Here is a 12,825-nt window from a genome sequence, read left to right as displayed (position 1 = left end):
GGGGCGGTCACCGCGCTCCCGGGCCTCCTTCCTGCTCGGTGAGGTCGGGTGCGTCCACGCTCATGACGGTGGACACCGTGCGAGGGCCGGGGGCCAGGTGCAGGCGCTGGAGACCCGGTTGGTCCGCCACCGCCTGCAGGCCGGCGGCGCACGGGCACGGGTCGTCCTCGATGCCCTCGAAGCCGGCGAAGCGGTAGGCGATCTCCATCATCCGGTTGCGTTCGGTGGCCCGGAAGTCCGCCACCAGGTGGACGCCGGACCGGGCGGCGGCGTCGGCCAGCCAGTTCAGCAGGGTCGCGCCGGCGCCGTAGGCGACGACACGGCAGGAGGTGGCGAGCAGTTTGAGGTGCCACAGTCCCGGGTGCCGCTCCAGCAGCAGCACGCCGACCGCGCCGTGCGGCCCGAACCGGTCGGTGAGGGTGACCACCAGGACCTCGTGCCGGGGGTCGCTGATCAGGCCGCGCAGCACCGCGTCCGGGTAGTGCACCCCGGTCGCGTTCATCTGGCTGGTGCGCAGGGTGAGTTCCTCGACCCGGGACAGCTCTTCGCCGGTGGCCCGGCCGATGCGCATCCGCAGGTCCAGGGAGCGCAGGAACTCCTCGTCGGGTCCGGGGGCGGCCGCCCGCTCGGCCTCGCGACGGAAGCCCGCCTGGTACATCTGGCGCCGCCGCCGGGAGTCGACGGTGCTGGTCGCGGGGGTGAACTCGGCCAGGTCGGGCAGGGCGAGGACCTGTTCGGCCGGGTAGCACCGCACGTCGGGCAGGTGGAAGGCGACCTCGGCGCGTTCGGCGGGCCGGTCGTCGACGAACGCGATGGTGGTGTGCGCGAAGTTCAGCCGGTCGGCGATCCGGCGCACCGAATCGGACTTGGCGCCCCAGCCGATCTCCGGCAGGACGAAGTACTCGGCCAGGCCTAAGGCCTCCAGCCGGGCCCAGGCGTGCTCGTGGTCGTTGCGGCTGGCAACGGACTGGAGGATGCCGCGGGAGTCGAGTTCGATCACCACCTTGCGCACCTCCTCCGGCAGGTGCACCTCGCCGTCCTCCAGCAGGGTTCCCTGCCAGAGGGTGTCGTCCAGGTCCCAGACCAGGCACTTGACCGTCGCTGCCATGTCGGCCTTCCTCGGCTCGTCGTCCGCGGGCCCGGTCACGGGGTCACCGCGGCGGAGAGGGCGTGTTGGGCCAGCATCAGCCGGCACATCTCGTTGCTGCCCTCGATGATCTCCATCAGCTTGGCGTCCCGGTACGCCCGGGCCACCGCGTGCCCGTCCCGGGACCCGGCCGAGGCCAGTACCTGGACGGCCGTCGCCGCGCCCCGGGCGGCCTGGGTCGCGCTGACGTGCTTGGCGAGTACGGTCGCCACCACCTGGTCGGGCGACCCCTCGTCCCAGCAGCGGCTGGCGTGCTCGCAGGCCAGGGCGGCCGTCTGCGCGGCCGTGTAGAGGTCGGCGAGGTGCCCGGCGACGAGCTGGTGCTCGGCGAGCGGTTTCCCGAACTGCTCGCGTCCGGCGGCGTGCGCGGTGGCCGCGGCCAGACAGGCGCGCAGGATGCCCACGCAGCCCCAGGCGACGGACATCCGCCCGTAGGCCAGTGCGGTCGTCACCAGCAGGGCGGGCGGCAGGCCGTGTCCGCCCAGGACGCTGTCGGCCGGCAGCCGCACCCCGTCGAGGTGGACGTCGGCGTGTCCGGCCGCGCGGCAGCCGAGCGGGTCGGCGATCCGCTCGATCCGGACGCCGGGTGCGTCGGCGGGCACCATGACGGCCGCCGCGCCGTCCTCGTAGCGGCCGACGAGGACCAGCAGGTCGGCGTAGTGGGCGGCGGTCACCCACTTCTTGTGGCCGTCCAGGACGACCGAGTCGCCGTCGCGGCGCACGGTCGTCCGCATCGCCGCGAGGTCGCTGCCGGCGGCGGGCTCGCTGAAGCCGACCGCCGCCAGTCCGCCCCCGGTGAGCCGGGGGAGGTGGGCGGCGGCCTGCTCGGCGGTACCCAGGCGCTGGATGGTCCACGCGGCCATGCCCTGGGAGGTCATCACACTGCGCAGGGAGCTGCACAGCGCGCCCACGTGGGCGGTGTAGGCGCCGCTGCGCAGGCTGCTCAGCCCCCAGCCGCCGTACTGCTCGGGGACTTCGGCGCACAGCCGGCCCTCGGCGCCCAGTTCGCGGAGCAGGTCGAGGGGGATCAGGCCGGTGCGGTCCCACTCCCCCGCCCGGTCGCCGACCCGCAGGGTGACGGAGGTGCGGGCGCCGTTCAGGTCCTCACCCATGCAGGCCTCCGGTGGCGGGCACGCGCAGCCGGTCCACCAGTTCCGCCATCCGCCGTACGGTGCGGAAGTTGTCGAGCCGCAGGTCCGCGCCGCGGACGGCTATCGCGTACGTCTTCTCCAGGTGCACGACCACCTGCATGGCGAACAGGGAGGACAGGCCGCCGGCTCCGAACAGGTCGGTGTCGGCGTCCCAGGGGGTTCCGGTGTGTCCTTCGAGGAAGCCCAGGAGCTCCTTCTCCAGGTCGTTGGTGTTGGGGGTGTCCGGGGTGTTGTCCGTGGTCATGGCTGTCTCCTCGGTGCGGTGGGGGTCAGGTGTAGTCGTAGAAGCCGCGTCCGGACTTGCGGCCGAGCCGGCCTTCGCGGACGAGCCGGAGCAGCAGCTCGCTGGGGCGGCAGCCGTCGTCACCGGTCCGTTCGTGCAGCACCCTGAGGGAGTCGACGAGGTTGTCGATGCCGATCAGGTCCGCGGTGCGCAGCGGTCCGGTGGGGTGGCCCAGGCAGCCCTGCATCAGGGCGTCGACGTCCTCGGCGGTCGCCGTGCCCTCCTGTACGACGCGGGCCGCGTCGTTGATCATCGGGTGCAGGATCCGGCTGGTCACGAAGCCCGGCGCGTCCCGGACCACCACGGCCCGCCGCCGCAGCGCCCCGAGCAGTGACCGTACGGCGGCCATCGCGGGATCGCCGGTGCGGGTGCCGCGGACCACTTCGGCGGTCCCGATCAGGTAGGGCGGGTTCATGAAGTGGGTGCCGACCAGTTCCTCCGGCCGCTCCACGGCCCCGGCGAGTTCGTCGACGGGGATCGAGGAGGTGTTGGTGACCAGCAGAGTGCCGGGCCTGACCAGGGCGGAGACCTCGGACAGTACGGCGGCCTTGGTGGCCGCGTTCTCGGTGACGGCCTCGATGACGGCGGTGGCCCCAGCCGCGGCCTTCGGCGAGGTGTCGGTGACCAGGGTGCCGAGGGGGGTGCCGGCCGGCAGCGCGCCCATCAGCTCGGCCAACCGGAGTTCGGAGTCGATCCGGTCCCCGGCCCGGTCGAGCCGGTCCCGGTCCACGTCGACCAGGTGGACCGGCAGGCCGTGCCCGAGGGCGAGCACGGTGATGCCGACGCCCATCACTCCGGCCCCCAGCACGGTGAGGGCGTGCGGTATCGGCGGCTCTTCGTACGGGTCCGTGGTCACGGGCTCTCCTTCTTCCTGCTTCTCTTCGCTTGCGGGGGTCGTCGCCTTCACAGGTGACCGGGCGTGCGGAGGGCGGTGCCGAGCCAGTCGGCGACGGCGTCGCCGGTGGTCGCGACGTGTTGCTCCATGATCGAGAAGTGGTCTCCGGGTACGTCGACGACGGTGTCGGCGGTGGCCCAGGACGAGCGCCAGTCGCCGGCCTCGGCGGACGGGCGGCCGAGCGGCACGGAGGCGCGCACCAGCAGCACCGGGGCGCGGACCGCCGGGGGCTTCCAGTCGTCGAGCAGCCGGAAGTAGCCGCCCATCGCGGTGAGCCGGGTGCCGTCCATCGGGGCCGCCCGGTCCTCGCGGGCGAACATCCCGCCCAGCAGGACGTCGTTGAACTGGGTGATGCCCTGGTTGTCGGACAGGTAGGTGTCCAGCAGGACGACGGCGGCCGGGCCCGCACCGCGGCGCTCCAGTTCGGCGGCGACCCCGTGGGCGAGGGTGCCGCCCGAGGAGGAGCCGGCCAGGACCAGCGTCCGTCCGGGCAGTTCGCGCAGGAGCGTCGCCGCCTGGAACTCCACGAGGGCGGACATGTCGGCGGGCAGCTCCTCCTCGGGGGTGAACCCGGGGGCGTCCAGGGCGGTGACGGCGTACCGGTCCCGGAAGCGGGCGGCGAAGCGGGCGTACTGGTGTGCGCCGCCGAGGGCGACGATGGAGCCGAAACAGACGATCACGGGGGCGTTGGCGCGCTCGTTGAGCCGCAGGAGCCGCGGGCCCGTGCCGGCTGCGGCGAGGTCGTCGCCGCTGTGGAACGCGGGGCGCAGCGCGGAGGCGTTCTTGAGCAGTGCGATGCCCTCGTCGATCCGGCCGAGCGCGCAGGCTTGCCGGAACAACACGCTTGCGGGGTCGGTGTCTTCGGTGTGACCCGTGTCTTCGGTGTGATCGGTGTCAGGGGCTGCGGGTCCGGGGCTGGGGGTGCCCTCGGTGGCGGCGGTGGCGAGGCGGGCGGCGAGCTCGGCGGGGGTGCCGCTGTCGAAGACCGCCGAGGGGCGCAACCGCAGGCCGGTGGCGGCGGCCAGCCGGTTGCGGAGTTCGACCGCGGTCAGCGAGTCGAATCCGACCGAGAGGAACGGCACCGTCGCGGACAGTGCCCCGGCATCGGTGTGGCCGAGGACTTCGGCGGCCTGGGCCAGGACGAGTTCGCTCAGGATCAGCTCCCGCTCCTGCGCGTCGGCGGCGGTGTCGAGCCGGTGCCGCAGGGCCGCGGCGGCCGTTCCCGGCATTCCCTTCGCTCCGGCCGCCGCACCCGGACGGCGCCGGACCAGCGGACGGAGCATCGGGTGCACCGGGCCGTCGCCGCGCACGGTCAGGTCGAGGTGGGCCAGGACGACGGGGCTGCCGTCTCCCGGGGCGGAGGCGTCCGCGGCGCACACGGCGTCCAGCAGGGCCATGGCCTCCTCGTCGGAGAGGCCGCGGACGCCGCGCCGGTCGATGCGGCGCCGTTCGGCACCGTCAAGTTCCGCCGTCATCCCGCTCTGCCGCTCCCAGGGCCCCCAGGCCAGGGACAGGCCGGACAGCCCGAGCCGTCGGCGTTCCGCGGCGAGGGCGTCGAGCGCGGCGTTCGCGGCCGAGTAGGACGCCTGGCCCGGGCTGCCCAGCACGCCCGCGGCGGAGGAGAACACGACGAACGCCGAGAGGTCCGCGCCGCGCGTCAGCCGGTCGAGGTGCCGGGCCGCGTCGAGCTTGGGGCTCAGTACGGCGGCCATCCGCTCCCCCGTCAGCCCCTCCAGCAGGCCGTCGTCGAGCACTCCGGCGGTGTGGACGACGGCGCAGAGGGGATGACGTGCGGGGATGTCCGCCAGGGCGGCGGCCAGTTCCTCGCGGTCGGACACGTCGCACCGGGTGGCGGTCAGTTCCGCGCCGGCCGCGGCCAGTTCCGCCGTCAGCTCCGGTAGGCCGGGGGCGTCGGCGCCGCGGCGGCTCAGCACCCGGAGATGGCGCACCCCGTGCGCGGCGACCAGGTGGCGCGCCAGGACGGCCGCGAGGGCGCCACCGCCGCTCAGCAGCACCGTCCCCTCGGACGAGCCGAACGCCCGGGACGCGGACGGGACTTCGGGGGCCGAGGCCACGGAGGCGGTGGTCGCCGGGGCGGACGGCCGTATCAGCCGGGGCGCGTACAGGACACCACCGCGCAGGGCCGCCTGTGGTTCGCCCGCGGCGAGGAGGCCGGCCAGCGCGTCGGCGAGACCGGCCGCATCCGGCCCTTCGGTGTCCAGCAGCACGAACCGGTCGGGGTGTTCGAGCTGGGCGGCCCTGAGCAGACCCCAGACGGCCGCCGCGCCGAGGTCCGCGGACTGCGGCTGCGTGCCGAGCGGACCGGTCGCACCCCGGGTGAGCACCACCAGGGGCGTACGGGCGGTGGTGTCGTCGACCAGGTGGGCCTGGAGGCGGTCGAGGACCTGGGACGCGACCGCGTGGACCGGCGTGGGGTCCGTGCCCGGGGCGTCCGCGTCGGGGCTGTCCGGGGTCCCGGTGCCGACGGACGGGGGACAGATCAGCAGCAGCGCGTCGGGGGTCGCGGGCGGGGGCTCGACGGGGAAGCCGTCCGGCAGCAGCCGCTCGTCCCGCGGGCCGAGGAGGCCCCAGCGGGTGACCGGGCGCGGACCGCTCGCGGCGGTGACCGGCGTCCAGCCGACGTGGAAGACGGAACCCGAGGACGCGCGCAGCGCGGCGGCGGACGCCGTGCGCAGGGTGAGCGAGCCGACCGTCGCCACGGTGCGCCCGGAGGGGTCGGTGATCCGCGCGGTGACGGCGTCGGGGCCGTCGGAGCGCAGGTGGACGCGCAGGACCGGCGCGTCGGAGGTGTCGATCGCGACGCGCTGCCAGGAGAAGGGCAGCGGGACGCCGTCGGCGTTCTCCGCGGTCGCGGCGCCTTCGCGCAGGCCGGTCGTCTGGAGGGCCGCGTCCAGGAGGGCCGGGTGCACGCCGAAGCCGTCGGGTCCGGTGCCGGGGAGCTCGTCGGGCAGGGCCACTTCGGCGTGGATGCCGTCCGCGGCGCGCCAGGCGGCGCGCAGGCCACGGAACGCCGGGCCGTAGGCGACGCCCCGGACTTCGAGCAGCTCGTACAGTGCCTCCACGTCCAGGGGGACCGCGCCGGGCGGGGGCCACGCGCCCGCCGTGTCGGCTCGGTCGGCTTGGTCGCCCGAGGGGTCCCGGGGACCGAGGGTGCCGGTCGCGTGCCGGGTCCAGGGCTGGTCGGCGGCGCCGGGGGCGGTCTCGGGCCGGGAGTGGAACTCCACCGGGCGCCGGCCGGTGCCGTCGTCGGCACCGACCCGTACGCGCAGCTGGACGGCGTGGTCGTCGGCGGCGTCGCCGGGCAGCACCAGCGGTGCGGCCAGGGTCAGTTCCTCCACGAGGGCGCAGCCGAGGCTGCGGCCCGCGTGCGCGGCCAGTTCCACGAGGGCCGCGCCGGGCACGATCACGGCTCCGGCCACGGCGTGGTCGGCGAGCCAGGGGTGGGCGGCCGGGGAGAGCCGGCCGGTGAAGAGGGTGCCCGCTTCGTCGGGCAGTTCGACGGCGGCGCCGAGCAGCGGGTGGTCCGCCGCGGCCTGTCCGATGGCCGCCGGGTCGCGGTCGGCGGGCAGGGAGTCGAGCCAGTAGCGGCGGCGCTGGAAGGCGTAGGTGGGCAGGTCGACCCGTCGGGCGCCGGTGCCCTCGAACAGGGTCTGCCAGTCGACCCGCAGGCCCCGGACGTGGGCCTCGGCGAGGGCGAGCTGCAGCCGGCGGGCCCCTCCGGCCCCGCGCCGCAGGGTATCGAGCACCACCGTCTCGGGGGCGCCGGCGTCGGCGGCCGTGTCCTCGATCCCGTACATCAGGGCGGGCTGGGGGCTGGACTCGATGAAGACGCGGTGTCCGGCCGCGAGAAGCGCGCGGGTCGCCCGCTCGAACTCGACGGTCTGTCGGAGGTTGCGGTACCAGTACTCGGCGTCCAGGGCCTTCGTGTCCAGCAGGCCGCCGGTCACGCTGGAGTAGTACGGCACCGCGCCGGAGCGGGGGGTGACGTCCTCCAGTTCGGCGAGCAGCCTCTCGCGGATCTCCTCCACATGAAAGGAGTGCGAGGCGTAGTCGACCTCGATCAGACGCGCCCACACCCCCTCCTCCAGGAACTCCGCCACCAGTTCCGCGACCGCGTCCGCGTCACCCGAAACCACCGCCGACGACGGTCCGTTGACCGCGGCCACCGACACCCGGCCGTCCCACCTGGCAAGCCGCTCCCGCACCACATCCACCGGCAGCGGCACCGACGCCATCCCACCCCGACCCGCCAACACCCCCACCGCACGCGAACGCAGCGCCACCACCCGAGCCCCATCCTCCAGACTGAGCCCACCCGCCACACACGCAGCCGCAATCTCACCCTGCGAATGCCCCACCACCGCATCGGCCGTCACCCCGAACGACCGCCACACCTCCGCCAACGACACCATCACAGCCCACAACACCGGCTGCACCACATCCACCCGCCCCAACAACTCCCCCGACCCCAACGCCTCCACCAACGACCAATCCACAAACGGCGACAAAGCCCGCTCACACTCCGCCATCCGCCCCGCGAACACCACCGACCCACCCAACAACTCCGCAGCCATCCCCACCCACTGCGACCCCTGCCCCGGAAACACCAACACCGCGCGCCCCGGTACCGGTCCGCTGCCGGTCGTCACGTCGGCCGACGCCGCACCCCGCGACAGCGCGGCGATCCCGGCCAGCAACTCGCCCCGGTCCGCCCCCACCACCACGGCACGCTCCGCGAAGCGCGAACGCCCGGCCGCCAGCGAGTGGCCGATGTCCGCCGCGCTCAGCCCCGGCTCCGCCACCACCCGCTCGTGCAGGGCCGCCGCCTGGCCGCGCAGCGCCTCGGGCGTACGCGCCGAGAGGACCCAGGGGACGGCGGCGGGTGCCGGTACCGGCCCGCCGGGCTCGTCAACCGGCGTGCCGGTGGCGTCTGTCGAGTCGGCCGGGGCAGGGGGGGCCTCTTCGAGTATGAGGTGGGCATTGGTCCCGCTGGCGCCGAAGGAGGACACGCCCGCCCGGCGCGGGCGTCCCGTCTCGGGCCAAGGGGTGGCCTCGGTGAGCAGCGCGACGGCGCCCTCGGTCCAGTCGACGCGGGGCGAGGGGCGGTCCACGTGCAGGGTGCGCGGCATCGTGCCGTGCCGCATGGCGAGCACCGACTTGATCACCCCGCCGACGCCCGCGGCGGCCTGGGTGTGGGACAGGTTGGACTTCAGCGACCCCAGCCACAGCGGCCGACCGGCGAGCCGGCCCTGCCCGTAGGTGGCCAGCAGGGCCTGCACTTCGATGGGGTCGCCGAGGGTGGTGCCGGTACCGTGCGCCTCCACCATGTCCACCTCGTCCGGGGCAAGTCCGGCACGGGCGAGCGCCCCGCTGATGACGCGCTGCTGCGCGGGGCCGTTCGGCGCGGTCAGCCCGTTGCTCGCACCGTCCTGGTTGACGGCCGAGCCGCGGATGACTGCCAGTACGGGGTGCCCGGCGCGCCGGGCGTCCGAGAGCCGTTCCAACAGGAGCAGGCCCAGGCCCTCGCCGAAGCCGGCACCGTCCGCCGTGGCCGAGAAGGACTTGCTGCGCCCGTCGGGTGCCAGGCCGCGCTGGCGGCTGAATCCGACGTACAGGCCGGGGGTGGACATCACGGTCACGCCGCCGGCCAGGGCGAGGGTGGTGTCGCCGGAGCGCAGCCCCTGGCAGGCGAGGTGGACGGCGACCAGGGAGGACGAGCAGGCGGTGTCGAGGGTGACCGCCGGGCCTTCCAGGCCGAGGGCGTAGGCGATCCGGCCGGAGGCCACGCTGGGGATGGTGCCGGTGCCGAGGAAGCCTTCGAGTTCGTCGGGCACCCGGCCGAGCCGGGACGCGTAGTCGCTGTTGATGACTCCGGTGTAGACGCCGGTGCGGCTGCCGCGCAGGGTCAGCGGGTCGATGCCGGCGCGTTCCACGGCTTCCCAGGAGGCTTCGAGGAGCAGCCGCTGCTGCGGGTCCATGGCCAGGGCCTCGCGCGGGGAGATGCCGAAGAAGCCGGGGTCGAAGGCGGTCGCGTCGTGGAGGAAGCCGCCTTCGCGGACGTAGAAGGTGCCGGGGGCGTCGGGGTCGGCGTCGAAGCCTCCCTCGACGTCCCAGCCGCGGTCGGCGGGGAACGGCGAGACCGCGTCGCGTTCCTTGAGCAGCAGCTCCCACAGGTCTTCCGGGGTGCGTACGCCGCCGGGGTAGCGGCAGCTCATGGCCACGATGGCGATGGGCTCGGCGGAGTCGTCGCGGAGCCGCCGGTTCTCCTGCCGCAGGCGCTGGTTGTCCAGCAGTGAGGCGCGCAGGGCGGCGACCACCTGGTCCGTGTCGGTGGGCATGGTGTTCGGCTTCTCCTTCTGCGGCTGTCGGTCAGTCACGTGTGCCGCCCAGGGCCATCCGGACGAGGTCGTCGACGGCCATGCCCTCGATGTCGGCGGCGGGGGCCGGTGTCGCCGGCCGGTCGGCGAGGCTCAGGAGGGCGTCGAGCAGGCCTGCCCGGCGCAGTGCGGCGGGCGGGATGGTGGCGAGCAGCGAGCTGATCTCGTGGTCCCCGCGGTCCGCCGTGACCGCCGTTCCTGCCGTCCCTGCCGTCCTCGTGCCGCCGGGTGCGTCGGGTACGAGGCGCCCGGCGAGGTAGCCGGCAACGGCGGCCGGGGTGGGGTGGTCGAAGACCAGGGTCGCGGGCAGCCGGCGGCCGGTGGCGGCGCTGAGCCGGTTGCGGAGTTCGACCGAGGTGAGCGAGTCGAAGCCGAGGTCCTTGAACGCCTGGTCGGGGTCGACGGTCCCGGCTCCGCCGTGGCCGAGGACGTCCGCGACCCGGCCCCGTACCAGGTCGAGCAGGGTGGCGACGCGTTCCTCGGAGGTGAGGGCGGTGAGCCTGCGGCGCAGCGAGTCCGCTTCGGCGGCGTCCGCTCCGGAGGCAGGGCGGCGTGTGGTGCCGGGGACGAGGCCGGAGAGCAGGGCCGGGACGGGTGCGGTCCGGGCGGCCGTCCGCAGCCGGCCGAGGTCGATCTTGACCGGGACGAGCAGCGGTTCGTCGAGGGTGAGCGCCGCGTCGAGCAGGGCCAGGCCCTCGTCGCTGCCGATGGCCGCGGTGCCGCCCCGGGACATGCGCCGCAGGTCGGCGGCGGTGAGCGTGCCGGTCATGGCGCCGCGGCGCTCCCACAGGCCCCAGGCGAGGGACTGGGCGGGCAGCTTCCGGGCCCGGCGCTGCTGGGCGAGCGCGTCCAGGAAGGCGTTGGCTGCCGCGTAGTTGCCCTGTCCGGCGTTGCCGACCGTGGCGGACGCGGAGGAGAACAGGACGAAGGCGGACAGCGGCAGGTCGCGGGTGAGGGCGTGCAGGTGGAGGGCCGCGTCGACCTTGGGCCGCAGTACGTGGCCCATCCGCTCGGGGGTCAGCGACTCGACCGCTCCGTCGTCCAGGACGCCGGCCGCGTGCACGACCGCGCTCAGCGGACGCTCGGCGGGGATCGCGGCGAGCAGGGCGGCGAGGGCGTCCCGGTCGGCGACGTCACAGGCTGCCACGTCCACCAGGGCGCCGAGTCCGCGCAGTGCGGCCACGAGGTCGGCGAGGCCCGGGGTATCGGCGCCGCGCCTGCCGACGAGCAGCAGGTTCCGCACTCCGTGCGCGGTCACGAGGTGCTGCGCCACCAGGCCGCCGAGGGCTCCGCCGGCCCCGGTGACGAGGACGGTTCCGCCGGCGGCGATGCCGGACGGCGTCTCGGGGTCCGGGTTCGGGTCCGGGTCCGTGGGAGTGGTGGCTCTGGTGAGGCGGGCGGCGAGGAGTTCTCCCTCGCGTATGGCCAGCTGGGGTTCGGCTGCGGCCAGGGCCCGGGGCAGCAGGCCGGTCACGGCGGCCGGGTCGTCGGTGTCGATGAGCAGGAAGCGGTCCGGGTGCTCGGACTGGGCGGAGCGGACGAGCCCGCGGACCGCGGCACCGGTGAGGTCGGTGACGTCCTCACCGGCCGCCGTGGCGACCGCGCCCCGGGTGACGAGGACGAGCCGGGTGCCGTCGTCCCACCGCGGGTCGGCCAGCCAGTCCTGGACGAGCCGCAGGGCGTCGTCCAGCGCGGCGTGCACGGACGCGGCGTCGGGCGGGGACGGGAGCTGCGGGGTGTGGTCGCACCAGGCCAGCACCGCGGCGGGCGACGGCGCTCCGCCGTCGATCGCGGCGGCGAGCGCGGCCAGGTCCGGATGGCTGTCCGGGAAGAGGTCCGGACCGCCGAGGACGGTCCAGTGTCCGAGCGGGTCGCCGGGTGCGCCACCGGGCGCCGCCGACCACTCCAGCCGGTAGAGGGATTCGGGGCCGCCGCCGGGGCGAAGGGCGTCCAGGGCGATCGGGCGGACGGCGAGCGCCTCGACGGACGCGACCGGGAGGCCGTTCGGGTCGGCCGCGTCGATCGACACCGACCCGTCCGGCCGGAAGCCGAGCCGTACCCGGAGCGCGGTGGCGCCGGAGGCGTGCAGCCTGACTCCGCTCCAGGAGAACGGCAGTCCGACGGAAGGACGCTCCCGGCCCGGTCCGGCCTCCGGATCGGCGCGCAGGAACAGTCCCTGGAGGGCCGCGTCCAGCAGCGCCGGGTGCACGCCGAAGGCGGAGGCGGACCGGTGCTGGTCCTGGGGCAGGCGCACCTCGGTGAAGACCTCGTCGCCCCGGCGCCAGGCGGTGGTGACCCCGCGGAAGGCGGGTCCGTAGCCGTAACCGGAAGCGTCCAACCGCTCGTACAGGTCGTCGACCGGGATCGGGACGGCCCCGGGCGGGGGCCAGGAACCGGCGTCGTCGGGTGCGGGCGCGGGCTTGCGCGTCGTGGCGTCGGCGGTGAGTGCACCGGTCGCGTGCGCGGTCCACTGCGGGGCCGCTGCGTCCTCGCGGCAGGAGAACAGGTCCAGGGAGCGGCTGCCGTGCGCGTCCTCGGCGCCGACCCGCACCTGCAGGCGTACGGCGGTGTCGGCGGGTATCAACAGCGGTTCCTGGAGCGTCAGTTCCTCGACCGTGTGACAGTCGACCTCGTCTGCGGCGCGTACGGCCAGTTCCGCGAAGGCCGCCCCGGGAAGCAGGACCGTACCGGCCACGGCGTGGTCGGCGAGCCAGGGGTGCGTACGCAGCGACAGCCGCCCGCTGAGCAGCAGTTCGCCCGTGTCCGCCAGCTCGATGGCCGCCCCGAGGACGGGGTGGTCGGCCGGGTCGAGCCCGGCCGCACCCACATCGGCCGCCGCGGTGGGCGCCGGCTCGGGCCAGTAGCGGCTGCGTTGGAAGGCGTACGTCGGCAGCTCGACCCGCCGCGCGCCCGGGAACGCCCCCGACCAGTCCACGCCCAGACCACGCTCC

6 protein-coding genes are annotated in these 12,825 nt (G+C 75.1%); all 6 read right to left on the bottom strand.

From position 1 onward, the window contains the following. Window positions 1–7 precede the first annotated feature (7 nt). Complete coding sequence (locus ACFW22_RS34750; protein ID WP_386412527.1) at window positions 8–1,108, bottom strand: HAD-IIIC family phosphatase; 1,101 nt, start codon at window positions 1,106–1,108, stop codon at window positions 8–10. A gap of 35 nt (window positions 1,109–1,143) precedes the next feature. Continuing rightward, window positions 1,144–2,259: an acyl-CoA dehydrogenase family protein gene (locus ACFW22_RS34745; RefSeq protein ID WP_386412525.1), complete on the bottom strand. Its 1,116-nt coding sequence runs from the start codon at window positions 2,257–2,259 to the stop codon at window positions 1,144–1,146. After that, on the bottom strand, window positions 2,252–2,542 hold the full coding sequence (locus ACFW22_RS34740) for an acyl carrier protein (RefSeq protein ID WP_386412523.1): 291 nt from the start codon (window positions 2,540–2,542) through the stop codon (window positions 2,252–2,254). Before ACFW22_RS34740 ends, ACFW22_RS34745 begins: the two co-directional genes overlap by 8 nt. A 25-nt stretch (window positions 2,543–2,567) precedes the next feature. Continuing rightward, a complete protein-coding gene (locus ACFW22_RS34735) occupies window positions 2,568–3,437 on the bottom strand; it encodes a 3-hydroxyacyl-CoA dehydrogenase family protein (protein ID WP_386412521.1) in 870 nt (289 codons plus the stop codon). Window positions 3,438–3,484: 47 nt separating this feature from the next. Beyond that, window positions 3,485–9,835 (bottom strand): type I polyketide synthase, encoded by a 6,351-nt coding sequence (locus ACFW22_RS34730; RefSeq protein WP_386412518.1) that lies wholly within the window; start codon window positions 9,833–9,835, stop codon window positions 3,485–3,487. A gap of 31 nt (window positions 9,836–9,866) precedes the next feature. Continuing rightward, the coding region (locus ACFW22_RS34725) for a type I polyketide synthase (RefSeq protein ID WP_386412516.1) at window positions 9,867–12,825 on the bottom strand (2,959 nt) is incomplete at its 5' end.

Source organism: Streptomyces sp. NPDC058872 (genome assembly GCF_042743065.1).
In the GTDB taxonomy this organism is placed as follows: Bacteria; Actinomycetota; Actinomycetes; order Streptomycetales; family Streptomycetaceae; genus Streptomyces.
The sequence above is the reverse complement of the archived record's forward strand: the minus strand, read 5'-3'. Positions and strand labels throughout refer to the sequence as shown.